This window comes from Streptomyces sp. NBC_00223, assembly GCF_036199905.1.
Taxonomy (GTDB): domain Bacteria; phylum Actinomycetota; class Actinomycetes; order Streptomycetales; family Streptomycetaceae; genus Actinacidiphila.
This window is the reverse complement of record NZ_CP108109.1, coordinates 345,948-371,567: the sequence shown is the minus strand read 5'-3', so window position 1 is coordinate 371,567 and position 25,620 is coordinate 345,948. Positions and strand designations below refer to the sequence as shown.

The window sequence follows — 25,620 nt, the reverse complement described above, 5'->3', positions numbered from 1 at the left end:
GCTGCGGGACGGCCCAGGCGCACGGCACTTCGGTGGTACAAGCCGCTCCCCGATGGTTGACCCCATCCCAGCGCGCCAGTCACGGCTCGCGGTGAGCTTAGCAACGAGGGTCGTGGGGCGGCGACCGCTCGGTGTTGGATGGAGGGACGGAAGACCCCGCCCGTACGACCCTCAGGAGCGTCATGGACACGACCGCCGAGCCCGTGATCACCCGCGTCCGCGCGGGCACCGCGGTGATCGAACTCGACCGGCCCCGCGCCCTCAACGCCCTTGATCTGACGATGGTCCGGCTGATGACCCGGGCCCTGGAGGAGTGGCGCGAGGACGACGCCGTGCGCGCGGTGGTGGTCCGCAGCACCTCGCCCAAGGCGTTCTGCGCGGGCGGCGACATCCGGGCGGTGCGGGAGGCCGGAATGCGCGGCGACGACACGGCCGTACGGGCGTACTTCTCCGCCGAGTACGGGCTCGACGGGCTGATCGCCCGCTATCCCAAGCCGTACATCGCGCTGATCGACGGCTACGCCATGGGCGGCGGGCTGGGCATCTCGGTGCACGGGTCCGCGCGGGTGGTGACCGAGCGGGCCTCGCTCGCCATGCCCGAGACGTCCATCGGGTTCTTCCCCGACATCGGCGCGAGCTGGTTCCTGCCCCGGCTGCCCGGCGCGGTCGGCTGGTACCTGGGGCTGACGGGCGTACGGATCCAGGCCGCGGACGCCGTCGACTGCGGGCTGGCCACGCACTATGTGCCCGCGGCCGAACTCCCGGCGCTGGAGGCGGCGTTGACCGGCGAGGGGCCGCTCGCCGACCGGGGCGCCGATCCCGCCGAGGCGCTGGACCGTTTCGCCACCCCGGCCCCGCCCTCCGACCTGGCCGGGCACCGCGAGGCGATCGAGCGCTGCTTCACCGCCCCCGACCTGGCCGGCGTACGCGCCCGCCTCGCCGCCGAGGAGGCGGACCGCGAGTGGGCGCGCGACACGCTCGCCGCGCTGGACCGGGGCTCGCCCGCGAGCCTCGCGATCACCTTCGACCTGCTGCGCGACGGCCTGGCCGCGGACAGCGTCGAGGAGTGCCTGGCCCGCGAGCTGGAACTGGCCTCCCGGGTCGCGCGCAGCCCCGACTTCCATGAAGGGGTACGCGCGGTGCTGGTCGACAAGGACCGCCGTCCGGCCTGGTCATCGGCCGGGTAGCCCGCTATGTGAGACAGCGGTTTCATGATGTGGACGACGGGCGTAGCGTGGTCGCCGTACTCGGGGCGGGCCGAAGTCGCCGTGCCCCGGCGGGAACTGACGATTGGGAGCACCATGCCCCGGGAATGGGACGCCAAGACGTACGACTCCCTGCCGCTGCCGCATCTCGGATGGGGGAAGCGCACCCTCGGGCGGCTGCCGCTGCGGGGCGACGAACGGGTGCTGGACGCGGGCTGCGGCACCGGCCGCGACACGGCGGGCCTGCTGGACCGGCTGCCGGACGGACGGGTGGTCGCCGTGGACGGTTCCGTCCGCATGCTGGACCAGCTGCGCGACCGGCTGGCCGGGCGGCTGGACCGGGTCGAGGTCGTGTACGCCGACCTGACCGGGCCGCTGCCGTTCGACGGCGAGGTGGACGCGGTGTTCAGCGTCGCCGCCTTCCACTGGATCGACGACCACGCGGCGCTCTACTCCTCGCTCGCCGCCCGGATGCGCCCCGGCGCCCGGCTGGTCACCGAGTGCGGCGGGTACGGCAACATCGCGGCGGTCGACGCGGCCATCGCCGACGTGGGGGGCGGCAAGCGCGACGACTGGCGGTTCGCGGGCGTCGAGGACACCCGGGAGCGGCTGGCCGGCGCCGGGTTCACCGACATCGACGTACGGCTGCGGCCCGACCCGGCCAGGTTCGAACGCGGCGAGCAACTGGAGGCGTTCCTGGCCACCGTCATCCTCGGCCCCTATCTGGACGCGCTGGCCGACGACGAGCGCGAGCCCTTCGTACGGGCGGTCGCCGGGCGGCTGGCCGAGCCGGTGGTGGACTACGTACGGCTGGAGATCTCGGCCGTCCGCGGCTGATCCGCGGGGGCGGCCACGGATGCGCTCTGTGAGGCGGAGGGGGGTCCTGAACCGGTTGATCGCACGCGTTCGACCCGAATGGGTGGGCGCCGTACCCGGGCCGGTTCAGCGTTGTTAAGGTGTGCGGGCCGATCAGCAGATCACGGCCCGCCGAGCGGGCCCCGCCACCTCCGAGGCCGCATGCCCCTGAAGCGCCCCACCATCGCCGACATCGCCGAGGCCGCAGGCGTCTCCAAGGGCGCGGTGTCCTACGCCCTCAACGGCAAGGCGGGAGTCTCGGAGCAGACCCGGGAGCGGATCGTGGAGATCGCCGCCCGGATGGGCTGGCATCCCAGCAGCGCCGCCCGCGCCCTGTCCGACGGGCGGTCCGGGGCGATCGGCCTGGTCGTGGACCGGCCGGCCTGGGTGCTGGGCATCGAGCCGTTCTTCATGCAGCTGATCTCCGGCGTCGAGGCGGGGCTCGCGGCCACCGGCACCGCGCTGCTGCTCCAGGTCACCGAGGACGCCGGCGCCGAGGAGGCCGCCTACCGCCGCTGGTGGGGCGAGCGCCGGGTGGACGGCGTGCTGCTGGTGGACCTGCGCGAGGATGACCCGCGGATCGCGCTGCTCGGCGAACTCGGCCTGCCCGCCGTGGTGGTCGGCCACGCGGCGGGCGCCTCCGGAGTGCCGTCGGTGTGGATCAACGACGGCGCCGCCGTACGCGAGACGCTGGCGTATCTGACCGCGATGGGCCACCGCAGGATCGCCCGGGTGGCCGGTCCCGCGCACTTCGTGCACACCCGTGAACGCGGTGAGGCCTTCGACGCCGCCGCGGCCGAACTCGGCCTGGACGGCGTGCGCTGCGTCCACACCGACTACACCGGCGAGGACGGCGCCCGCGCCACCCGCCGGCTGCTCTCCGGCTCAGCCCGGCCCACGGCGATCATCTACGACAACGACGTGATGGCCGTCGCCGCGCTCAGCGTCACCCAGGAGATGGGCGTGTCCGTGCCCGGCCAGCTCTCCCTGGTCGCCTGGGACGACAGTGAGCTGTGCCGGCTGGTGCACCCCGCCCTCACCGCGGTCAGCCGCCGGGTGCCGGAGTACGGGGAGCGGGCCGCCGGCGCGCTGCTTGAGCTCGTCGGCGGCGCGGACGTGGCCGACATCGTGCTCGAACCGCCGGCGCTGGTGCCGCGCGGCAGCACCGCGCCCGCCCCCCGCTGACCGGTTTTCAACGGTCTGGACCACTGCTCCGCAGGTCACCCCGCACGGCCCGACGTATGTCCCATGACGTCGGGCCTGTTTCATTGTGTTTCACGGTTGTGAACCCCGTCCGGCATCTTGACGGCCCCATGGCGCGCTAGTTAAATCACGTCGCGATATAAGTCGTGAAACAAGTAGTGAAACAAGCGTGCGGACCCCCTCGCTGCACGGTTGGTCATGTCAGGCCCATGCCACTGCCGAGAAGGGCAACGACCATGAGCTCAGCAACCCGCCCACGAGCGGGCGGATTCCACCTCCGGCGCACGCTCGTCGGCGTGCTCACCGCCGCCGCGGCGGCGATCACCCCCATGCTGGCCGTACCGACCGTCGCGCACGCCGCGGGCGAGAGCGTCCAGGTCTACCTCACCACCACCAACGACTCCGGCGGCCGCAACGTCGTCAAGGGCCTCGAACAGCAGGCCCCGGTCTCCTTCGCCTCGGGCACGGGCGGTTCCGGCCAGAACGTCACCGTGGACGAGAACACCACCTACCAGCAGTTCACCGGCGGCGGCGCCTCGTTCACCGACACCGCCGCCTGGCTGCTCAACTCCAGCGGCGCGCTGTCCGCCTCGACCCGCAACACGGTCATGCAGAAGCTCTTCGACCCGGTCAACGGCATCGGTGTCGGCTTCCTGCGCAACCCGATGGGCGCCTCCGACCTGGCCCGCGGCAACTACACCTACGACGACATGCCGGCCGGGCAGACCGACCCGACGCTCGCGCACTTCTCCATCTCCCACGACCTGGCCGACGTGGTCCCGCTCACCAAGCAGGCCCGCCAGCTCAACCCCAACGTCAAGGTCATGGGCACCCCCTGGACCCCGCCGCCGTGGATGAAGGACAGCGGCGCCTACAGCCAGGGCTGGCTCCAGTCGCAGTACTACGCCGCCTACGCGCAGTACTTCGTCAAGTACCTCCAGGCGTACCAGGCGCAGGGCGTGCCGATCGACTACGTCACCGTGCAGAACGAGCCCACCTGCTGCGGCGGTTACCCCTCGGCGCAGTGGAACGGCTCCGGGCTGGCGTACTTCACCAAGACCAACCTGCTGCCCGCGCTGCACACGGCGGGTCTGTCCACCAAGGTGCTGGCGCTGGACTGGAACTGGGACACCTACGACGGCTACGGCGCCCCCACCGTGGACGACGCGGCCATCCGCAGCGACTCCAACTTCGGCGGCATCGCCTGGCACGGCTACGGGGGCAATGTCTCCGAGCAGACCACGATCCACAACAAGTACCCCGGCGTCCCCGCCTTCGACACCGAGCACTCCGGTGGCACCTGGATCGGCAACCAGCAGAAGGAGGACATGGAGAACCTGATCGACTACACCCGCAACTGGGGCCAGAGCTGGATCAAGTGGAGCCTGGCGGTCGACCAGAACATGGGTCCGCACAACGGCGGCTGCGGCACCTGCACCGGCCTGGTCACCGTGCACAACGGCGACAGCCGCAGCGGGCAGGTCGACTACACCGTCGAGTACTACACGATGGGCCAGCTCACCAAGTTCGTGAAGCCGGGCGCCTACCGGATCTCCTCCAACGACAACTCCACGATCCGCAACGTCGCCTGGCGCAACCCGGACGGCTCCAAGGCCCTGGTCGCCTACAACGAGTCCTCCTCCGCCCAGCAGTTGCGCGTCAACTGGGGCAACGAGTCCTTCGCGTACTCCGTCCCCGGCGGCGCCTCGGCCACCTTCACCTGGTCCGGCACCCAGGCGAACGGCGGCGGCGGCAGCAACCCCGGCTCCGGCCACACCGGCACGATCACCGGCTACGGCGGCAAGTGCGTGGACGTCGCCGCCGCGAGCTCCGCCAACGGCACCGCGATCCAGCTCTACGACTGCAACGGCACCGCCGCCCAGCAGTGGACCGCCTCCGGCACGACCTTCCAGGCGCTCGGCAAGTGCCTGGACGTCGCCAGCGCGGGCACGGCCAACGGCACCCAGGTGCAGCTGTACGACTGCAACGGCACCGGTTCGCAGCAATGGACGCGAGGTTCGAACAACACCCTGGTCAACCCCCAGTCGGGCCGCTGCCTCGACGCGACGGGGCCCAGTTCGGCCAACGGCACCCGGCTGCAGATCTGGGACTGCACCGGTGCCGCCAACCAGCAGTGGCAGGCGCCCGCCGCCTGATCCACTGACCCCCCGGACGGCCGGGGGCGGACCTCTCACCGCCGCCCGGCCGCGCTGAAGGAAGCAGTCGCCGGTCCGCGTTCGTCGCGGACCGGCGACTCGGCATGCCCGCGGGCCGGGCGGGGCAGGGTTGTTGCGGGCGTACGTGCCCGGCCGGTGCGGGTGATCGTCCCGGACGGCGGTGCGCCGCGCGGCTCCCGGGGGCGGCGCCGCCTACTCTGGACGAATCGGCGCAGGTCCCGCTTTGTCGCCGGTGCCCCCGCCTGTTCCGCACGTCCTTCCCTGCCCTTTTCCACCCTGCCGACGGCCCGCGCCGCCCGGCCCGGGCTGCGGCGCGGGTGGGCCCCACGCGCCGAGGAGTGCCCGTGTCGATCGCCCGCAACGAGGGAGCCGTCTGGCGGCGGAACTCCGTGCGCTCGGCGGCCGTGGTGCTGCCGGTGGTGGTCGTCGCGGCGGTCGTGGTGAGCGAGTGGTCGCTGATCGACTCCAGCGCGCGGCGGCTCGGCGCAGCCGACGGGGAGTGGCTGACGGTGGCCTGCTGCGCCGCCTTCCTCACCTGGGTGTGCGCGGCGGCCGCCCAGCAGGGCGCGGTCGTCGAACGCCTGCCGGCGGGAGGGCTGCTGGCCGCGCAGTTCGCCGCCTCGGCGGCCAACCACGTCCTGCCCGCGGGGCTCGGCGGCAACGCGGTGAATCTGCGCTTCCTGGTCCGCCGGGGCCTGAGCGCCACCCGCGCGGTCGCCGCGCTCGCGATCCGGGCGGCCGCAGCCGTGATCGCCCGGGTCGCGCTGCTGGTCGCCGTGCTCGCGCTCTTCCCCGGCGCGCTGAGCATCCGCCGGGTCGTGCACGGGCGGCGGAACCTGCCGGACCACCCGGTGCTCATCGCGGCGGGCGTGCTGGTGGCCGTGGCGGCCGGCTGTCTGCTGACCCGCTGCGCGCGCGGACTGGGCTCCCGGCTGCGGGAGTTCACCGCCTCGGTGGCGCACGACGTACGGGCGCTGCACCGGATGCGGCCGCGGATCGCCGCGCTGTGGGGCGGCTCGCTGGCCTTCCCCGCGATGCACGCGGCGGTGGTGGTCTCGGTGATGCGCGCGGTGCACGCTCCGGTCCCGGTCAGCGGGGTCGTGGCGGCGTATCTGTGCGCGAGCACCGCGACCGGCTGGCTGCCCACCCCGGCCGGGCTCGGCTCGCTCGACGCGGCGCTCGGACTGGCCCTGGTGACCGCCGGCGCCTCGGCGGTCACCGCGACCTCCGCCGTGCTCGGCTACCGGCTGGTCACGGCCTGGTTGCCGCTGATCCCGGGGGTCGTGGTGCTGGCGGTGCTGGTGCGGCGTCGCCAACTTTAAGGTACAGACCTTTGCCGGAAGTATTGACGGCCCTCATCCACGCCATTTAAATCACGTCCTGAACTAAGACGTGACGTAAGTCTCCGAGGGTGTACTGCGCCCTCACTGTCTGTCAGGAGCATGACCGTTCCTGGCTTTCCGCCGTCCCGACCGAGGAGTCCGGCATGTCGGTCTCACCCCCCATCCGACGCGTACGACCCCGCCCTCTCGCCCTGCTCGCCGCCGCCGCGCTGCTGATGTGCGGCTGGCTCCAGCAGACGGCCGCCCCCCACCCGGCGGGCACCGTGGACGCCGCGCCCGCGGCGGCCACCGCGACCTTCACCGACGACTTCAACGGTCCGGCCGGCAGCGCGGTCGACAGCTCCAAGTGGGGCTACGAGACCGGTGACAACGTGAACAACCACGAGCGCGAGTACTACACCAGCGGCACCCACAACGCCGCGCTCGACGGCCAGGGCGACCTGGTGATCACCGCCCGCAAGGAGAACCCGGCCAACTACCAGTGCTGGTACGGGACCTGTCAGTACACCTCCGCGCGGCTGTCCACCCCGCAGAAGTTCACCCAGGCCTACGGGCACTTCGAGACCCGGATGAAGCTGCCGCGCGGCCAGGGCATGTGGCCCGCGTTCTGGATGCTCGGCAACGACATCGGCTCCGTCGGATGGCCCAACAGCGGCGAGATCGACATCATGGAGAACGTCGGCTTCGAGCCCGGCAGCGTGCACGGCACCATCCACGGCCCCGGCTACTCCGGCTCGGACGGCATCGGCGCCGGGTACAGCCTCCCCAACGGCCAGAGCTTCTCCGACGGCTTCCACACCTTCGCCGTCGACTGGGCGCCCAACTCAATCTCCTGGTCGGTGGACGGCCATGTCTACGAGACCCGCACCCCCGCCGACCTGCACGGCAACCGCTGGGTCTTCGACCACCCCTTCTACATCATCATGAACCTCGCCGTGGGCGGCTACTGGCCCGGCGACCCCGACGGCAGCACCTCCTTCCCGCAGCAGCTCGTCGTGGACTACGTGCACGTCACCACCAGCGACAGCGGGGGCGGCACCGGGGGCACGGGCGGCGGCACCGGCGGGGGCGGCCACGCCATCACCGGCATCGCGGGCAAGTGCGTCGACGTCGCCGCGGCGAACACCGCCAACGGCGCCGCGATCCAGCTCTACGACTGCAACGGCACCGCCGCCCAGCAGTGGACGGTCGGCTCGGACGGCTCGCTGCGCGCGCTCGGCAAGTGCCTGGACGTCGCCGCGGCCGGCACCGCCGACGGCACCCCCGTCCAGCTCTACGACTGCAACGGGACCAACGCCCAGAAGTGGACCGTCACCGCCGCCCACGACATCGTCAACCCGGCGGCGAACAAGTGCCTCGACGCGACCGGCAACAGCTCCGCCAACGGCACCCGGCTCCAGATCTGGAGCTGCACCGGAGGCGCCAACCAGAAGTGGACCGTGACCGGCTGATGAAGCGAACCACCTCTCTCCTGGCCACCGCGGCGCTCGCCGCGGGCACCCTCGGCCTCTTCGCCGTCACCCAGGCCTCCGGCGCCGACGCCAGCGGCGCGATCACCGGCTACGGCGGCAAGTGCGTCGACGTGGCCGCCGCGAGCTCCGCCAACGGCGCCGCGATCCAGCTCTACGACTGCAACGGCACCACCGCCCAGCAGTGGACGGTCAGTTCCGACGGTTCGCTGCGCGCGCTCGGCAAGTGCATGGACGTCACCTCGGCCGGCACCGCCAACGGCACCAAGGTGCAGCTGTACGACTGCAACGGCACCAACGCGCAGAAGTGGACCGCGAGCAACGGGCAGCTGGTGAACTCCGGTTCCGGCCGGTGTCTCGACGCCACCGGCCCCAGCTCGGACAACGGCACCCGGCTCCAGATCTGGGACTGCGGCGGAGGCGCCAACCAGAAGTGGACCCTGCCCGGCGGCGGTGGCGGCACCCCGCCGACCACCCCGCCGCCCGCCGTCGGCGCGCAGGCCGTGGCCCCGTACCTCTACAACGGCTGGGGCAACCCGCCGGACCCGACGACGATCATGAACGCGACCGGCGTCAAGTGGTTCACCCTCGCCTTCGTCCTCAGCAACGGCACCTGCAACCCGCAGTGGGACGGCGGCCGGGCGCTGACCGGCGGCGTGGACCAGTCCACCATCAACAAGATCCGCGCGGCCGGCGGGGACGTCATCCCGTCCTTCGGCGGCTACAGCGGCAACAAGCTGGAGCAGTCCTGCACGAGCGCGAGCGCGCTCGCCGGCGCGTACCAGAAGGTGATCAGCGCCTACGGGCTCAAGGCCATCGACATCGACATCGAGGCCGACGCCTACAGCAACGGCACCGTCCAGCAGCGCACGGTCGACGCGCTCAAGACCGTCAGGGCCAACAACCCGGGCATCGCCGTCTACGTCACCATCGGCACCGGCCAGAGCGGTCCCGACACCGGTCTGATCAACAAGGCGGCCGCCTCCGGGCTCACCGTCGACAGCTGGACGATCATGCCGTTCGACTTCGGCGGCGCGGGCCAGAACATGGGCACGCTCACCACCCGGGCGGCCGACGGCCTGAAGAACGCCCTCAAGAGTGCCTACGGCTACAGCGACGACCAGGCGTACCGGCACAGCGGCATCTCGTCGATGAACGGCATCACCGACAACAACGAGACCGTCACCGTCGCCGACTTCCGCACGATCCTCGCCTACGCGCAGGCGCACCACCTGGCCCGGCTGACCTTCTGGTCCGCCAACCGGGACCGGCCGTGCGCCGCCGGCTACCCGAACGACGACACGTGCTCGGGAGTCTCGCAGCAGGCGTGGGACTTCACCCGGACCTTCGCCCAGTACGGCGGGTGAGGCCGGGGCCGAGACTCTCCGCTCCCCGGCCGCGCGGCGTGGTTCCCGCGATGCAATCACGCGGCGGCCGGGGAGCGGAGGCATGTTCGGGGCTCGCGGGCTCGGGGGCCGGGGTCGCGGCTCAGGGGTTGCGGGTCGCGGCTCCGACTCCGGGTCGGCGGCCGGGCCACCGGGCCCGTACGGGGGTCTACTTCGCGTCCGCGTAGCACTCCACCGCATGCGTCTCCAGCGGGAACCGCACCGGGGTCGCGCCGAAGACCAGCCGACGGGCCTCCTCGCCCGCCGCCGTCACGGCCTCCTCGACCGCGGCCGCGAGCGGGGTCGGGGTGTGCACGATCACCTCGTCGTGCTGGAAGAACACCAGCCGGGGCTCCGGACCCACGGCGGTCAGTCGGCGGCGCAGCGCGGCGAGCATGGCCAGCGCCCAGTCGGAAGCGCTCGCCTGGATCACGAAGTTGCGGGTGAACCGCCCCCAGGAGCGGGCCGCCCGCCGGTCGGGCTCGGCGCCGTCCTCCGGGTCGGCGCTCTCGTCGAGAAAGCGCTCGGCGGACGGCATGGGGGACGTACGGCCCAGCTGCGACCGTACGACGCCGCCCGCCTCGCCGACCCGGGCCGCGGACTCGACCAGGGCCAGCGCGGCCGGGAAACGGCGCCGCATCACCGCGAGCAACTGGCCCGCCTCGCCGCTGGTCTGCCCGTACATCGCCGCGAGCAGCCCGATCTTCGCGCGCGGCCGGTCGCCCGCGAAGGCGTCGAGCGCCAGCGCCGCGTACAGGTCCCCGGCGGCCGCCGCCCGGGCGAGCCCCGGGTCGCCGGACATCGCGGCCAGCACCCGCGGCTCCAGCTGGCCCGCGTCCGCGACCACCAGCCGGTGCCCCGGGTCGGCGACCACGGCCGAGCGCAGCAGCCGGGGGATCTGCAGCGCCCCGCCGCCGCGGGTCGCCCACCGCCCGGAGACCACACCGCCCACCACGTACTCCGGCCGGAATCTGCCGTCGCGCACCCAGGACTCCCGCCACGCCCAGCCGTGCGCGGCGTGGATACGGGACAGCTCCTTGTACCGCAGCAGCAGCGCGGCGGCGGGGTGGTCGACCCCGCGCAGCTCGTGCGAGCGGGTCGAGGTCAGCCGCACCCCGACGCGGGCGAAGGCGGGCAGCACCTGGGCGGGGGAGTCCGGGTTGAACGGGCGGCCGAGCGCGTCCTGGACGCGCAGCGACAGCTCGTTGAGCAGCGCGGGCCGGGCGCCGCCGGACGGGCGGGGGCCGAGCAGCCCGGTCAGCAGCTCGTCATGGACGGCGGCGCTCCACGGCAGGCCGTCGCGCCCCATCTCCACGGCGGCCAGCGCCCCCGCCGACTCCGCGGCGCACAGCAGCCTCATCCGGTCCGGGTGCTCTCCGGCGGCGATCCGGCGCTGCTGCTCGGCGTGGACGGCGATCAGCGCGGTCAACGGGTCGGTGTCCGGCGGCAGATGGTGCCGGTCGGCGGCGAACAGCACGGGCTGGTCGTCCGCGCCGGACTCCGGCGCGTCGGGCGGCTCGGGCAGGTCGCGCAGCCGGGCCCAGGCGGCGCCCAGCGAACGGGGGCGGCCGTGTCTGTTCTCCTGGGCGAGCAGCAGTGACTCGACCAGCTTCACGTCATGGCAGCGGGCGAGCCGTACGGCGCCGCGGTCGAGCAGCCACGGATACAGCTCGTCGGTGGCCGGCCACACCCAGCGCGGCCCCTCGGCCGCCTCCCGCCGGGCCACCTCCGCGGCCAGGTCGGGCACGGTGTGCGCGGCGCCCGCGGGGGTGCCGTCGTCGGCGAGCGGGCACAGCCGGCCGCCCGACCCCACCGGGTCGGGGACGACGGCGATCCGCGCGGCGGCGGTGAGAGTGGTGCCCACGCTCCGAGCGTAGGCACCACCACTGACAGCGCGGCCGGACCGAGGGTCGGGCGCGTGTCCGGCGGGCGTTTCCGGTGGGCGGGGGCCGGCGGGCCGGGACGCTCGCTGGGCGCCGTGCGTACGGGCATGGGTCGGCCCCGGAACCGGCGGGTCCCGGGGCCGGTCGGGTGTCGGACTAGCGGGCGCCGCCCTGGGCCTCGGCCACCGACTTGCGGACCTCGTCCATGTCGAGGGCGCGGGCCTGGGCGATGATGTCCTCCAGCGCGGGTTCCGGAAGGGCGCCGGGCTGGGCGAAGACGGCGACCTTGTCACGGACGATCATGAGGGTCGGGATCGACTGGATCTGGAAGGCGGCCGCCAGCTCCGGCTGCGCCTCGGTGTCCACCTTGGCGAACACCAGATCCTCGTGCTTGCCCGAAGCCTTGTCGTAGACCGGCGCGAAGCTCCGGCACGGAGGGCACCAGGGGGCCCAGAAGTCGATGAGGACGAAGTCGTGCGACGACACGACCTCGTCGAAGTTCTCCTTGGTCAGCTCCACAGTGGTCATGCCCGCACAACGGGTCACGGTCGCCGGAAATTCCTGAGCGCATCCGTGCACTGTTCACTCATTCAGGTGCGGTTGGGCGCGCGCGGTGGCGCCATGCGCTCATGTCTCGTTGTTCGGCATATGGCAGGAACGCAGTGGATTCGCGACGACGGTACGGGCGGCGGCCACGGCCGCCACACCTCCAGGGGCGGCCCGGCGCTGCGGGGTTCCGACGCGCCCGTGTACGCGGCACTCGCCGCGCAGTGGCGCTCGGCGGGCCGCATGGTGCCGGGCCAGGCCGACACCGAATGGACCGCCCTGATCACCCGCGCCCCCCACCGCACCCCGGTCTGACCCCAGCGTCCGGCCCGGGGCCGGTCCCACTCTCCCGGGCGCACGGGCCGGTCGGCGAGCCGCGCCCGCCGCAGGACCCCGCCACCAAGAGCGGTCATCCCGCGCGGGGCGGCGTCCGGCGGGCCCGGTCAGCCCCGCGGGTGGGGGCGGGCCGGGGTCAGTGCGGCGACGGGAGGGGCTGGGGCGGGCGGGGGCCGTCGTACGCGCCGAGCGGGCGCATCCGCAGCGGCCGCTCCCCGTACTCCTCCAGCGCGTGCGCGATCCACCCCGCCGTACGGGCCACCGCGAAGACCGTCTCGCCCGCCTCGGCAGGCATCCCGCACGACACCGACAGCACACCGAGCGCCAGGTCGACGTTCGCGTGCAGCGGGCCGTGCCGGGCCGTGGTCGTCAGCACGTCCCGGGCCGCCGCCAGCGCGTCGGCCGCCGCGGGGACCCGGTCGAGGAGGGTGAGGAGCAGCCGGGCCCGCGGGTCCTCGCCCCGGTAGAGCCGGTGGCCCAGGCCCGGAATCCGCTGTCCGGCCCGCAGCTGCTCGGCGACCACCGGGCCCGCGCTGCCGCGCTCAAGCACCTCGGCGAGCATCCGGTGCACCAACGCGCTGGCCTGCCCGTGCAGCGGTCCGTCCAGCGCGCCCAGCCCCGCCGAGACCACCGCGTACGGATGCGCCCGGGCCGACGCGGCGACCCGGGCGGCCAGCGTGGAGGCCGCCAGATCGTGGTCGACGAGCAGGGCGAGCGCCGCGTCCAGCACCCGCAGCGACGCCTCGTCGGCCGGCGCCGCGGTCAGCCGCGACCACAGCCGCCCGGCCAGCGGCTCACCTTCCCCGACCGGCGGCCCGGCCCCTGGCAGCGCGTCGACCAGCGTCGGGATCAGGCTCCGCGCGGATCCCAGCACCGCTTCCCGCGACAGATCGAACCGCAGCGGGTCCGCGCTCCCCGCCGCGATCACGGCGACCCGCAGCCGGTCCATCGGACCGCTGTCCGCGGGCAGCGCCCCGGCCGCCGCCCGCGCCGCCGCGAGCGGCCGGGCGGGCGCGGTGAAGCGCTTCCCGGGCCGCAGCACCCCCGTCCACAGCCACTCGGCGACCTCCTCGTAGCCGTACGCCTCGGCCAGCGCCGTCGCGTCGACACCGCGGAAGTAGCAGCGGTCGCCCTCGATGAGGGTGATCCCCGTACGCACCCGGCCCCAGTCGCCCTCGGGCGGCTCCGCGGGGGCGGCGGCTCTGCCGCGCCCGGCCAGCGCCGCGACCTCCGCCGGGTCGAAGGTGCTGCCCCGCCCGCCGGCCGCCCGCCGGCTGCCGAGCAGACCGCGGCTGACGTACGCGTACAGCGTCTCCGGCTTGACGCCGAGCCGCCGGGCCGCCTCCCGCGTACCGATCCTGCCGTCGTCGCCCTCGCCACCGCCCGGGACGGTGCCGCCGTCCCCCTCCTGCTGCGTCATGGCCTCACCGTATCCCTATCCAGCCCGGGATCAACATTGATTCAATCAACATTGACAGGCCAGTAATCAATCATGGACAGTCAAGTACATACTCAAGGAGGAAGACCATGCCGACCATCGAGTCCACCGCCCCGATCGACGTGCCCCGCGGCCTCAAGGGCGTGATCGTCACCGAGACGGCCCTCGGCGACGTCCGCGGGGCCGAGGGCTTCTACCACTACCGGGAGTTCTCGGCCGTTGAGCTTGCCGAGAGCCGCGGCTTCGAGGACGTCTGGCATCTGATGTTCCACGGCACACTGCCCGACGTGGCCGAGCGGGCCGCCTTCACCGTCAGGACGGCGGCGCTGCGGCACCTGCCCGCCGAGGTGACCGCCGCGCTCCCCGCCATCGCCCGCGCCACCGCGCCCTCCGGGCCGCTCGCGGGGCTGCGTACCGCCCTGTCGCTCGCCGGGGCCGCCGCCGGCTTCCGGCCGCTGTACGACCTCGACCCCGAGCAGCGGCTCGCCGACGCGCTGGCCGCCTGCGCCGCCGTGCCGACCCTGCTCACCGCGCTGTACCGGCTCGGGCAGGGGCTCGATCCGGTGCCCCCGCGTGACGACCTGCCGTACGCGGCCAACTACCTCTACATGTTGACCGGCCAGGAGCCCGACCCGGCCCACGCGCGGGCGGTCGAGCGCTATCTGATCTCGACGGTCGACCACGGCTTCAACGCCTCGACCTTCACCGCCCGCGTCATCGCCTCCACGGGCGCGGACCTCGCCGCCTGCCTGGTCGGCGCGGTCGGCGCGCTGTCCGGACCGCTGCACGGCGGCGCGCCCAGCCGCGCGCTCGACACCCTGGACGCCATCGGGACACCGGACCGGATCGACGGGTGGCTGCGCGCCCACATCCGGGCCGGGGACCGGATCATGGGCTTCGGCCACCCCGTCTACCGCACGGAGGACCCGCGTTCCCGCCTGCTCAAGGGCATCGCGCGCGACTTCGGCGGCGACCTCGTGGACTTCGCCGTCCAGGTCGAGGAGCGGGCCGAGGCGATACTCGCCGAGCTGAAGCCGGGCCGCGACCTGCACATCAACGTGGAGTTCTTCGCCGGTGTGGTGATGGAGCTGTGCGGACTGCCGAGGGAGATGTTCACTCCGACCTTCGCCGCCGCCCGGGTGGTGGGCTGGAGCGCCAACATCCTGGAGCAGGCCGAGGACAGCAAGATCATCCGCCCGGCCGCGCGCTATGTCGGCCCGCCGCCCGCGCGCCCGGTGCCGGCCGTCTGAACCGGCTCGCCCGAACCCGGCCCGCCCGAGAGGACCACGGTCCGATCCGGCCGTCCGGTCCGGCCGCTCCGGTCCGATCGGCCCGCTCCGATCGGTCCGAGACGGCCGTTTTGAGACGGGCTCCCGGGATATACGCACGCCATACCGACCAGTCGGTAGTCTGGAGGGAGAGGCCGTACCGGCCGGTAGGCCCCGGGTATCCCGCGAGGAGAGTCGTCGTGCGCGCGATCCAGATCACCGAGTTCGGCGGCCCCGAGGTGCTGCGCGAAGCGGAACTGCCCGACCCCGTCCCTGGCCCGGGCCAGGTGCTGATCGACGTGGACTCCGCGGGCGTCAACTACGCCGACACCCACACGGTGGAGAACTCCTACCTCTCCCGGTCCACGCTCCCGCTGGTACCCGGCGCCGAGGTCGTCGGCCGCACCCCCGACGGGCGCCGGGTCGTCGCCCTCACCGAGAACGGCGGCTACGCGGAGAAGGCCGTGGCCCAGGACTACCTGGCGCACGACGTACCGGACGGCGTCTCCGACGGGCAGGCGCTCGCCCTCGTCGTCCAGGGTCTGACCGCCTGGCATCTGCTGCGCACCTCGGCGCGGATCGCCCGGGGGGAGAGCGTCGTGGTGCAGGCGGCGGCCGGCGGCACCGGCTCGCTCGCCGTCCAGCTCGCCAAGGAGTACGGCGCCGGACGGGTGATCGCCACCGCCTCGTCCAAGGAGAAGCGCGAACTCGCGCTCGAACTGGGCGCGGACGTGGCCGTCGACGCCGACCCCACCGACCTCAGGGAACGCCTCGTCGAGGCCAACGGCGGCCGCAAGGTCGACATCGTGCTGGAGATGACCGGCGGCCCGGTCTTCGACGCCTCGCTCGCCGCCCTCGCGCCCTTCGGCCGCCTGGTCATTTACGGTATGGCCTCGCGGACCCCGCCGACCCCCCTCCAGGCCGCCCGGCTGATGGGCAGCTCCCGGGCGGTCGTCGGCTTCTGGCTCGCGCACTGCCTGGGCCGCCCAGGGATGTACCGCGAGCCGATGACCGAACTGCTCACCATGACCGCGAAGGGGCTGCTCAGGCCCAGGATCGGCGGGGTCTACCCGCTGTCCGGGGCCGCCCGCGCCCACGCGGATCTGCGGGCCAGACGCACCTTTGGGAAGCTGATCCTCACTTCGGCCGAATAATGCGGAACCGACCGGGTCGTCCTGGTCGTTGCATCGTTGGGTGGAAGGGGGCGAAAGCTGAAAAAGAGGCACAATCGACAGTGGAGACGCGTGGCCGCGCCCCGCGACCAGCGCCCCGCACGACTCGGGAGGGGCCATGCCGCGTAACCGCTTTTCAGCCGACCGGGGACTGACGACCCGGATGGTCGTCACCATGTTCCTGATCGGACTTCTCTATGTCGTCTTCGTCGGCGCGCTGGTCGTCCTGATACACGGAGCCTGGCCGCTGATCGCCGTCGTCGCCGGCATCCTCTTCATCGCCCAGTTCTGGTTCAGCGACCGGATCGCGGCCTTCAGCATGGGCGCCCACGAGGTCACCCCGGAGCAGGCCCCCGAGTTGCACGGCGTCGTGGACCGTATCTGCGCGCTGGGCGACCTGCCCAAGCCCCGGGTCGCGATCGCCGACTCCGACGTGCCGAACGCCTTCGCCACCGGGCGCAACCGGAAGAACACGATGGTGTGCGCCACCACCGGCCTGCTGCGCCGCCTGGAGCCCGACGAGCTGGAGGGCGTCATCGCCCACGAGCTCTCGCACGTGGCGCACAAGGACGTCGCCGTGATGACCATCGCCTCCTTCCTGGGCATCCTGGCCGGCATAGTCACCCGGATCGGGCTGTACGGCGGCTTCCGCCGGGCCCGCGACCCCGGCACCGCGATCATCTTCATCCTGGTGCCGCTGGTCAGCGCCGTCGTCTACGCCGTCAGCTTCCTGCTCACCCGGATGCTGTCGCGCTACCGCGAGCTGTCCGCCGACCGCAGCGCCGCCCTGCTCACCGGCCGGCCGTCCTCGCTCGCCTCGGCGCTCACCAAGGTCAGCGGGCAGATCGCCGCCATCCCCACCAGGGACCTGCGCAAGGTCGAGCCCTTCAACGCCTTCTACTTCGCGCCCGCGCTCGCCTCCGACGGCGCCGTCTCCAAGCTGCTGTCCACCCACCCCACCCTCGAACAGCGGCTGGAGCAGCTCGGCCGCATCACCCTCGAACTGGACCGGCGCTGATGGGCCTGCTGGACGTGCTGCTCGGCCGCAGCAAGCCGGTCCGTCCCGACCTCGACCAGCTCTTCGGGCTCACCTCGGCCGCCATCACCCTGGAGGCGGCGAGCGACCTGCGGCCCACCGGGCTCGGCTCGGTCTGCTTCGCCGCTGTCGAGGGCGGCGCCTTCACCGAGATCCAGCAGGATCTGCACGCCCTGATCTCCGTGGAGTCCAGCCAGGACTCCTACGGCTACACCTGGCTGCTGTCCCGCCACGACCCGAGCGGGACCACCGACCTCGTCACCGATCTGCACGCCGTGAACTCCGCGCTTGAGGAGCACGGCTTCGGCCCGCAGCTGCTCTGCTCCCTGGTCGGTTTCCGGAACCCGGCCGGCCGGTCGCTGGCCCTCGTCTACCTCTACAAACGAGGTTCCTTCTACCCTTTCGCCCCGCTGCCCGGCGAGAAGCGGGACAACGCGCTGGAGCTCCAGGTGAAGGCGCTCGTCGCCAACGATCTGCGGCTGGAGGAGGACCTGTCGCGCTGGTTCCCGGTCTGGGGCGCACCCGGCCTGTGACCGTGGCGCGCCGGGCCCGTGACGCCTCCGGCGCGCCGCCGCCGCGCCTATGGTGGAAATCATTGCCGACGCACTTCCCCCCAGGAGGCATCCGCATGACCGCATACGATCCCACCGCCGTGAAACTCAGCTCCGACCAGTGGGTGGCCGACCAGGCCCGCCGTTACGAGGAGTCCGGCGGCGCCGAGGGCACCGACATGAACGGCTCGCCCTGCCTGCTCATCGACTACCAGGGCCGCGTCAGCGGCGACTGGCACCGTACGGTGCTGATCTACGGGCGTGACGGCGACGACTATCTGATCGTCGCGTCCAAGGGCGGCGCGCCCGAGCACCCCAAGTGGTTCCTCAGCCTCCGTGAGAACCCCGAGGTTCACGTACGGGTGAACGGCGAGCGGTTCGCCGCCCGCGCCGAAGTCCTCCCGGCGCCCGAGAAGGCCCGGGTGTGGCCGATCCTGCTGGAGGTCTACGCGCCCTACGAGGACTACCAGAAGAAGACCGACCGGGACATCCCGGTGATCAGGCTGCGCCGCGTCTGACCCGGGCGGTACGGGTAAGGGGCGCCCACCTTGGTGGACGCCCCTTACGCATGCGGTCACTCGTGGGCCGGTGCTTCCTTCGCCGTCTCCGGCCCTGCTTGGCCTTGCGGCGCGAAGAGGGTCAGGGCGGCCAGAAGCAGTTCCAGCGCCAGCAGGAAGGCCAGGCCCAGCCCGAGGGCGTGCGGGTAGCGGGCGGGAGCGCCGCCGCCGACCGCGCCGTAGAAGACGATGCCGATCAGGGCGACACCGAGTGCGCCGCTGATCTGCTGGATGGTCGCCACCACCCCCGAGGCCGAACCGACCAGCTGCGGCGGGACCGCCGCCAGCGCGGTGTGGGTGAGCGGCGCGATCACCAGGCCCATCCCCACCCCGTCGACGAACAGCCCGGGGGCCAGCGCCCAGAGGCTGCCCGTGGTGCCCGAGGCGTGCACCGCGGCCCACAGCCCGCCGAGGCCCACGGCCATCAGCAGCGCCCCGGCCGGCACCGTACGGCGACCCATCCGGGCGGCGGTCAGATGCGCGGTGGTGGAGGTCAGCAGATACCCCGCGCCGATCGACAGGAACACCGTCCCCGAGCCGAGCGCGTCCAGACCGCGGCCCGCCTGCAAATACAGCGCGAGGATCAGGAAGAAGGACCCCTGCCCGGTCCAGAACACCAGCTGGGTGAGGGCGCCCAGGCCGAAGCCGCGCTGCCGGAACAGCCCGGTGTTCAGCACCGGGTCGCCGCCGGCCCGCCCGAGCCGGCGCTGATGGGCCGCGAAGACGGCGAAGAGCACGGCGGAGCCCGCCAGGCACAGCCAGGTCCACAGCGGCCAGCCCAGCTCGCGGCCCTGGATCAGCGGGAGGACGAGCGCGACCACCGCGGCCGTGGACAGCGCCACACCGGTGTTGTCCAGCCGGGGCCGCTGCGGCGCCCTCGACTCGGCCAGCGCCCGCGGCACCATGGCCAGCGCGGCCAGCCCGACCGGTACGTTGATCAGGAAACAGGCCCGCCAGCCGAGGCCGAGCACATCCGCCTTGATCAGCAGCCCGCCGATCAGCTGACCGAACACGGCGCCTATGCCCATCGTCAGCCCGTACATGCCGAACGCGCGGGCCTGCGCCTTGCCGGTGTACGCGGTCTGGAGGATCGCCAGCACCTGGGGGCTCATCAGCGCGGCGGACAGACCCTGGAGCACCCGGGCCGCCACCAGGTCCCCGGCGGTCGGCGCGATGCCGCAGGCCGCCGAGGTCACGGTGAACAGGGCGAGCCCCACGGCGAACATCCGCCGCCGTCCGAAGATGTCGCCCAGCCGGCCCGCGGTGATCAGCCCGGTGGCCACGGCCAGGCCGAAGCCCGCGACCACCCACTGGATCGCCGCGGTCCCCGCGTGCAGGTCACTCTGCACGGCGGGGATCGCCACGTTGACGATGAAGATGTCGAGCGCGGTCATGAAGGTCGCGGCCAGCAGGACCAGCAGGCCCCGGCTGGAGCGGTCCCCGGCGGCGCTCTCGGGTACGGGCGGGGAGAGGGTGGTGGAGGCCATGAGGGTGCTCCTGTCGGTGACGGGCGGGGGTACGGGTCGCTGCCGGGCGCGGGCTCGGGTGCCCGCGCCCGGCGCGGGGTGGGCGGTTGCCCGTCAGGCGCCGGCCGGGACCTTGTCCAGGAAGCCGAGGACGCTGTGGACCAGGCCGTCCTCACCGGTCACCGCCACGTCGAAGCCGACCACCAGCGCGTCGCCGCCGGCCGGGCCCAACTCCCAGGTGAACCGGGCGATTCCGTGGTGCGCGTCGACCGGGCCGAGGGTGAAGACGAAGCCGGGGAACTGCGCCTGGACCGCGCCGATCACCGAGTCGAGGGCGTCCCGCCCGGTCACGTCGGCCAGCGGGTCGGTGTAGCGCGCGTCCGGCGCGAACACCTCGTCGATCTGCCGCCGCCGCGCGGCCGGGTCGGTCTGGTTCCAGACGCCGAGGTAACGCTCGACCAGGTACTGGATGTCGCTCATGCGAAGGTCTCCCTGCGTTCACCGACGCCGTGTCGCGCCGTGTCCTTGCAGGTCAAGACGGTACGAAGGGATCCCCGCGAGCGAATCAGTCATCCTTAGGTAACCCCGCCCGCCGGGCACGGACGAGCGTGTCCGGCGCCCGGCCCCCGCCCGCCCGACGTTCGATCCCCCGCCTCGCCGACAACCTCGCGCGAGCGGTCCCGCCCGCGACGGCGCCCTTGCGGCGAGGGGGGATACGTCCGGCGGCCGTCACGTGTACGCGCTCAGGCCGTGCTGGGGCTCGGCTGCGCCGCGGCGGGCAGTGCGACGCGGATGCTCGCATCCGGCGGGTCGGCCGGACTCGCGCCCCGGGCCCCCGTCGCGTACGGGGCGGGCGGTCCGGTGCCCGCCACCTCCGGCGGGCCTGCAGGAGCGGTCCTGCCCGCGACGGCGCCCTTGCCGCGAGGGGGGATACGTCCGGCGGCCGTCACGTGTACGCGCTCAGGCCGTGCTGGGGCTCGGCTGCGCCGCGGCGGGCAGTGCGACGCGGATGCTCGCATCCGGCGGGTCGGCTCCGCTGGCGCTGCCGGGCGGACTCGCGCCTCCGCGCGTACAAGGGCGGGCGGTCCGGTACCCGCCGCCTCCGGCGGGCTTGCGGGGAGCGGTCCCGCCCGCGATGGCGCCCTTGCGGCGCCGGGACCGCGTGTGACCAGCGGCCGTCGGCGGGCAGGCTCGCGCAGTGGTGCCGCGGGTACCGGCGGGCGGTTGGGCGGCCGGCCTGCGGGTCGGCGGGTGGTTTCGGCTGGGACGGTCGGTCAGGGGGTGGCGAGGTGGGGTTTGAGGGTGTCCAGGGCGTCGGCCAGGCGGGGGGAGCCGCAGTGGCGGGAGAGGCGCGCGGCCTCCCGGACGAGCGCGCGGGCGCCGTCGAGATCGCCGGTCAGGGCGCGGGCCTCGGCGGCGCGCGCCGAGTACAGGGCGCGGTCACGGACGTACGCGGACCCCTGCACGGCCAGCGCCCGCTCCAGCAGGGGCCCGGCCTCGCGCGCCGCACCGAGAGCGAGCAGCGCCTGCCCGTTCTGCGCGGCGAGTTCGGCCGCGTCGAGCCAGTACAGCCACGGCGCCCCGGTGTCGCCCCCGGCCGCGTCCAGTTGGCGTTCGGCCTCCGCGGCCGCCCGCCGAAAGGCCCCCTCGGCGCCGAGCGCGGCGTGCGCGCGACCCAGCCGTACGGCCGCCAGCGCCCGTACCGCCGGGGGAGCGCCCCCGGCCGCCCGTACCGCCGCCTCCGCGGCCGCCACCGCGTCCCGCGGCCGGTCCGCGATCACCGCCTGGAGGGCGAGCCCGCCCCACAGCGCGACGGCCATGCCGCGGTCGCCCGCGGTGTGCGCCAGCCGAAGACCGGTCAGATAGTAGCGCTGGGCCGCGGCGTGCCGGCCGGTGTCCGTGGCCGCCCACCCGCCGAGCTGCGCGAGGTCCGCGGCGACCCGCAGCAACCGGGCCCGTGCCGTCCCCCCGCGCGGGCCGCCGGCCAACAGCCGGGTGACCAGCCGCAGATCGGCCTCCACCCGGTGCCGTACGGCCGCGCCGCCGAACCGGTCGTCCAGCCTGCGCAGCCCCAGCACGCCTGACTCCAGCCAGTCCAGCACGGAGCCGTCGACCGGGCAGAACTCCTCGGCGTACCGCTCGGTCGGCCGCGTCGCCTGCGCTGGCACCCGCCCGACGCCGGAGGCCGGGCCCGTACCGATGGCGGGGCCCGTAACCGTATCCGTGCCGACCGGGCCCGCGCCCGTAACCCTATCCGTACCGACCGCGCCCGTAACCGTATCCGCGGCGACCGTGCCGCCCGCGACCGTACCCGTGCCGCCGACCGCCCCCGAACCGCCCGGCGGGCCCCCGACCGCCGCGGCCGTGACCTCCGCCGCCACCGCGTCCCAGTCCGCGATCGCGCCGAGCAGCGCCTGCTCGTCGGCGATCGGGAAGCCGCGCGGATCGGCGGTCACGTCGTCCACCAGCGAGTTGAGCGCGTCGAGGCTGCCCTCCTCGGTCCACGGCAGTCCGTCCGGCATTCCGCCGTGCGCGGGCAGCCAGCGCGGCCAGGGCCGCAACTCCAGCTCCCTGGGCGGGATTCCGAGCGCCCGGGCCAGCGCCCGCTGACTGTCGGCCTCGGGGACCACCCCCCAGTGCTCCCAGCGCCACACCTTCTCCCGGCGGGCCGCCATCGGCACGCCCAGCGCGCGGGCGTGATCGGCGATCACCCGGGCCAGGTCCTGGTAACTCCAGCCGTGCCGCCGCCTTACGTACGCAAGGGGGTGGGTGGACGCGGCAGAAGAGCTCTCCCGTGCCACGTTGCTTCCGTCCATTCGCCCGGTCCCCACTGCGCCGTACCGTCGCGCTGCACCACTGCACCCACGATCAGGTTTTCGAATATCAAATATGCGGCTCTCCGCGCCAGCCGAACGACCGCCTTCAGTACGGATCCGTGCTCCAAACCCCTTCAACCATACGGGACTACAGCGAGACAACAGATGTTCCCTTGTAGTGCACCGCTGCCTACCGGTTGGCTGTTCGCGATCACATGACGTAACGCGCGCCGTGGAGGGCTGCCCGCGGATGACACCACCGCCGCCACCCTTCCGCTTCACCCGTGGCAAGGACGACGTGGCTTTCGACCCCGCCCTCGGCGACGAGGAACTCATCGCCGCGCGCGCAGCATTGACCCAAGGACGTTGGGCGGAAGTCCGCGCCCTGCTCGCCCGTACCGGTGACGACTGGGACAGTCGTGGCCACCGCCTGGTTGTCCTCGGCGAGGGCAAGTCCGCCGCGGCCTGGGCCGAGGAGTGGAGGATGGCCGAGCCGGAGAGTGCCGACGCCCAGGCGTTGGCAGCCGCCGCCGCGGTCTTCCGCGCGGTCGCGGGCAAGCAGAACCCGGACGCCGCGCGCGAAGTCTGCCTGCGCGCTGCCCGGATGACGCCCGCCGACCCGACTCCCTGGCTCAATATGCTCATCCTGGCCCGCCGTACGGGCACCGACGACGAGCAGGTGCGCGCCTTCGACCAGGTGCGCGGTCGGCACCGCGGTCATCACCACGCCCACCATCTGATGACCCAGTGCCTGGCCGAGCGTCAGAAGACCGACGGCGACGACCCGTTCCACGAGGTGTACGAGTTCGCCGAGTGGGCCGCGGGCGAGGCGGGTCAGGGATCGCCGCTGACCGCGCTTCCGCTGGTCGCGCTGGTCGAGCGCTACCGCGCGCTGGCCGCGGCCGGCGCGATGCCCGCCGACCCCGCCCGACTGCCGTACTGGACCAGCCCCCGGGCCCGCAGCAGTCTGCGGGCGGCCTTCGACTGGTGGCTGGACTGGGACGGCAGGAGCCACCCCAGGCTGGCGCTCGATCTCAACTATCTCGCGTTCGCCAAGTACCACTCGGGCGACACGGTCGCGGCCGCCGCGCTGTTCAACCGGATCGGCGCGAACGCCACCCGAGCCCCCTGGTCGTACCACGACCGTGATCCGAAGAAGTCGTTCCGTACCGCGCGCAACTACGCGCTCGGTTTCGGTTCCTCGTAAGACCCGAAGAACCGACCACTCGCATCACATCCATCGGAGGGATACACAGTCATGCTGACGGGCAGTAAGGCCGAGATAAGCACGTTCAAGGGAGAGGAACGCGCGCTGCGCGCGGACCGGATCGGTACTCCGGGCCTTCTCCTCTCGGTCCTGGCGGCGACCGCCCCGCTCATGGTGGTGGCCGGCGTCGTGCCCACCACCTTCGCGGCCGTGGGCGTCGTGGGAGTACCGCTCATCTTCCTCATCCTCGGCGTCGTCCTCATCCTGTTCAGCTTCGGTTACGCCGAGATGAGCCGGCACGTGCACAACGCCGGTGCCTTCTATGCCTACATCGCCCGCGGGCTCGGCGGCACCGTCGGTGCCGCGGCCTCTTATGTCGCCCTTACCTCTTACAGCATCCTGCAGTGCGGTATTTACGGCATCTTCGGCTTCGAGATCTCCAGCCAGATCGCCGAGCACTGGCAGCACAATGTCGACTGGTGGTGGCCGGCCCTCGGCGGCGTGGCGATCGCCGGCATCTTCGGCGCGCTGAAGATCGATGTCAACGCCCGGGTCCTCGGTGTGCTGCTGCTGATCGAGACCCTGCTGATCGTCGTCTTCGACATCAGCTTCCTGTCCGACCCGGGCCCGCAGGGCGTGTCGCTGCACGCCTTCTCGCCCAGCACCCTGACCGGCGCGGGCTTCGGCACCGCGCTGTGCTTCTGCATCGCCGGGTTCACCGGCTTCGAACAGGCGCCGGTCTACGCCGAGGAGACCAGCAAGCCGCAGCGCGTCGTGGCCCGCGTGATGTTCCTGGCCGTCGGCTTCGCCACCCTGTTCTTCGCCTTCAGCGCCTGGGCCATCACAGTCGCCGCCGGCCCCTCGCACGTCGTCAGCGGTGCCCAGCAGAGCCCGACCATGATCTTCGACCTCAACGAGGCGCGGCTCGGCAACACGTTCACCGACATCCTGAACGTCTTCTTCATCACCGGTATCTTCGCCTCGCTGCTCAGCTTCCACAACGTGGTCGCCCGCTACGCGTTCGCCATGGGCCGGGACGGTCTGCTGCCCCGCGCCGTGGCCCGTACCACCCGCTCCGGCGGCGCCCCCGTGGTCGGCTCGCTGATCCAGACCACCGTCGCGCTGGTCGTCGTCACCGCCTTCGCGGTCACCGACAACAAGCCGGGCGGCGACACGTCGTTCGCGCCGATGATGCGGCTGTTCACCTGGGCGGGCAACGTCGGCGCGCTCGGTGTCGTGGTGCTGATGGCCGTCGCGTCCATCGCCATCATCGCGTTCTTCATCAAGCGCGGCGCGGCCGGTGTCCAGGGCTGGCGGCTGATCACCTCCGGTATCTCCGCCGCCGCGCTGCTGGTCATCGCGTTCTACGCGGTGAAGGACTTCGAGGTCCTGCTCGGCGCCGACCCGGGCTACGGCCTGCGCTGGCTGCTGCCCGGAATCATCGGTATCGCCGCGATCGCCGGTCTGATCTACGGCGCGGTGCTCCAGACGAGGAACCCCGCCGCGCACGCCAAGATCGGCCAGGGCAACGAGGCGTTCCAGCTGGAGAAGGCCGCCTCCGCCGCCGGGACGACCGACTGACCGAGGCTTCCCCCGACGGCCCGTCTCGCCCCGCCCGGGGTGCGGCGGGCCGTCCCCGTTTCCGCCCCGCCCTTCCCTGACCGCCCCCGCTCCTGACCGCCCCTCACGTGACCACCCTTCACGTCA

General features: G+C 73.0%; 21 protein-coding genes and 1 riboswitch. Of the genes, 15 read left to right on the top strand and 6 right to left on the bottom strand.

Going from position 1 to position 25,620, the window contains the following annotated elements; translation table 11 throughout:
• Positions 1-4 precede the first annotated feature (4 nt).
• Positions 5-93, bottom strand: a riboswitch (ZMP/ZTP riboswitch).
• 89 nt (positions 94-182) lie between these two features.
• The 7 genes from OHA30_RS01630 (at position 183) to OHA30_RS01600 (ending at position 9,619) form a co-directional block, all read left to right on the top strand.
• Entirely contained in the window at positions 183-1,187 is a 1,005-nt protein-coding gene (locus tag OHA30_RS01630; RefSeq protein WP_328911963.1) for an enoyl-CoA hydratase/isomerase family protein, read from the top strand.
• Between the two features lie 114 nt (positions 1,188-1,301).
• Positions 1,302-2,042 (top strand): class I SAM-dependent methyltransferase, encoded by a 741-nt coding sequence (locus OHA30_RS01625; protein ID WP_328911962.1) that lies wholly within the window; start codon positions 1,302-1,304, stop codon positions 2,040-2,042.
• 180 nt (positions 2,043-2,222) lie between these two features.
• Positions 2,223-3,245, top strand: coding sequence for a LacI family DNA-binding transcriptional regulator (locus OHA30_RS01620; protein ID WP_328911961.1), 1,023 nt, complete (start codon positions 2,223-2,225; stop codon positions 3,243-3,245).
• Positions 3,246-3,499: 254 nt separating this feature from the next.
• Positions 3,500-5,419: a ricin-type beta-trefoil lectin domain protein gene (locus OHA30_RS01615; RefSeq protein ID WP_405785965.1), complete on the top strand. Its 1,920-nt coding sequence runs from the start codon at positions 3,500-3,502 to the stop codon at positions 5,417-5,419.
• A gap of 365 nt (positions 5,420-5,784) precedes the next feature.
• On the top strand, positions 5,785-6,762 hold the full coding sequence (locus tag OHA30_RS01610) for a lysylphosphatidylglycerol synthase transmembrane domain-containing protein (protein WP_328911960.1): 978 nt from the start codon (positions 5,785-5,787) through the stop codon (positions 6,760-6,762).
• 236 nt (positions 6,763-6,998) lie between these two features.
• Entirely contained in the window at positions 6,999-8,234 is a 1,236-nt protein-coding gene (locus tag OHA30_RS01605; protein WP_405786174.1) for an RICIN domain-containing protein, read from the top strand.
• Positions 8,234-9,619 (top strand): ricin-type beta-trefoil lectin domain protein, encoded by a 1,386-nt coding sequence (locus tag OHA30_RS01600; RefSeq protein WP_328911958.1) that lies wholly within the window; start codon positions 8,234-8,236, stop codon positions 9,617-9,619. Before OHA30_RS01605 ends, OHA30_RS01600 begins: the two co-directional genes overlap by 1 nt.
• A 187-nt stretch (positions 9,620-9,806) precedes the next feature.
• Here the strand turns inward: OHA30_RS01600 and OHA30_RS01595 are convergent, their stop codons facing one another.
• Together OHA30_RS01595 and trxA are read right to left on the bottom strand one after the other, a co-directional pair.
• Positions 9,807-11,501: a bifunctional 3'-5' exonuclease/DNA polymerase gene (locus OHA30_RS01595; protein ID WP_328911957.1), complete on the bottom strand. Its 1,695-nt coding sequence runs from the start codon at positions 11,499-11,501 to the stop codon at positions 9,807-9,809.
• A gap of 175 nt (positions 11,502-11,676) precedes the next feature.
• A complete protein-coding gene (gene trxA / locus OHA30_RS01590; RefSeq protein WP_328911956.1) occupies positions 11,677-12,048 on the bottom strand; it encodes a thioredoxin in 372 nt (123 codons plus the stop codon).
• Between the two features lie 120 nt (positions 12,049-12,168).
• On the opposite strand from trxA, the gene OHA30_RS01585 reads away from it, so the two are divergent.
• Entirely contained in the window at positions 12,169-12,381 is a 213-nt protein-coding gene (locus OHA30_RS01585; RefSeq protein ID WP_328911955.1) for a hypothetical protein, read from the top strand.
• A gap of 157 nt (positions 12,382-12,538) precedes the next feature.
• On the opposite strand, the gene OHA30_RS01580 is transcribed toward OHA30_RS01585, so the two are convergent.
• On the bottom strand, positions 12,539-13,822 hold the full coding sequence (locus OHA30_RS01580; protein ID WP_328911954.1) for a citrate/2-methylcitrate synthase: 1,284 nt from the start codon (positions 13,820-13,822) through the stop codon (positions 12,539-12,541).
• A 107-nt stretch (positions 13,823-13,929) separates the two neighbouring features.
• Here OHA30_RS01580 and OHA30_RS01575 point away from each other — a divergent pair, with 107 nt between their 5' ends.
• From OHA30_RS01575 to OHA30_RS01555, 5 genes are all read left to right on the top strand, one after another.
• Positions 13,930-15,090 (top strand): citrate synthase, encoded by a 1,161-nt coding sequence (locus OHA30_RS01575; RefSeq protein ID WP_328911953.1) that lies wholly within the window; start codon positions 13,930-13,932, stop codon positions 15,088-15,090.
• 218 nt (positions 15,091-15,308) lie between these two features.
• Positions 15,309-16,262, top strand: a complete 954-nt coding sequence (locus tag OHA30_RS01570) for a quinone oxidoreductase family protein (protein WP_328911952.1) — start codon at positions 15,309-15,311, stop codon at positions 16,260-16,262.
• A gap of 136 nt (positions 16,263-16,398) precedes the next feature.
• Positions 16,399-17,298 carry a zinc metalloprotease HtpX gene (gene htpX, locus OHA30_RS01565; protein WP_328911951.1) on the top strand — a complete coding sequence of 300 codons (900 nt, stop codon included), beginning with the start codon at positions 16,399-16,401 and terminating at the stop codon, positions 17,296-17,298.
• Positions 17,298-17,849, top strand: coding sequence for a PspA-associated protein PspAB (gene pspAB / locus OHA30_RS01560; protein ID WP_328911950.1), 552 nt, complete (start codon positions 17,298-17,300; stop codon positions 17,847-17,849). Before htpX ends, pspAB begins: the two co-directional genes overlap by 1 nt.
• A gap of 95 nt (positions 17,850-17,944) precedes the next feature.
• Positions 17,945-18,385, top strand: coding sequence for a nitroreductase family deazaflavin-dependent oxidoreductase (locus OHA30_RS01555; RefSeq protein WP_328911949.1), 441 nt, complete (start codon positions 17,945-17,947; stop codon positions 18,383-18,385).
• 56 nt (positions 18,386-18,441) lie between these two features.
• Here OHA30_RS01555 and OHA30_RS01550 read toward each other — a convergent pair whose 3' ends face one another.
• The 3 genes from OHA30_RS01550 to OHA30_RS01540 form a co-directional block, all read right to left on the bottom strand.
• Entirely contained in the window at positions 18,442-19,911 is a 1,470-nt protein-coding gene (locus OHA30_RS01550) for an MFS transporter (protein WP_328911948.1), read from the bottom strand.
• A 93-nt stretch (positions 19,912-20,004) separates the two neighbouring features.
• Entirely contained in the window at positions 20,005-20,370 is a 366-nt protein-coding gene (locus tag OHA30_RS01545; RefSeq protein ID WP_328911947.1) for a nuclear transport factor 2 family protein, read from the bottom strand.
• 794 nt (positions 20,371-21,164) lie between these two features.
• Positions 21,165-22,706 (bottom strand): hypothetical protein, encoded by a 1,542-nt coding sequence (locus OHA30_RS01540; RefSeq protein ID WP_328911946.1) that lies wholly within the window; start codon positions 22,704-22,706, stop codon positions 21,165-21,167.
• A gap of 250 nt (positions 22,707-22,956) precedes the next feature.
• Here OHA30_RS01540 and OHA30_RS01535 point away from each other — a divergent pair, with 250 nt between their 5' ends.
• Together OHA30_RS01535 and OHA30_RS01530 are read left to right on the top strand one after the other, a co-directional pair.
• Complete coding sequence (locus OHA30_RS01535) at positions 22,957-23,913, top strand: hypothetical protein (RefSeq protein WP_328911945.1); 957 nt, start codon at positions 22,957-22,959, stop codon at positions 23,911-23,913.
• Positions 23,914-23,964: 51 nt separating this feature from the next.
• The gene (locus OHA30_RS01530) at positions 23,965-25,494 is read left to right on the top strand and encodes an APC family permease (RefSeq protein WP_328911944.1); all 1,530 of its coding nucleotides are present in this window, start codon (positions 23,965-23,967) and stop codon (positions 25,492-25,494) included.
• Positions 25,495-25,620: the final 126 nt, after the last annotated feature.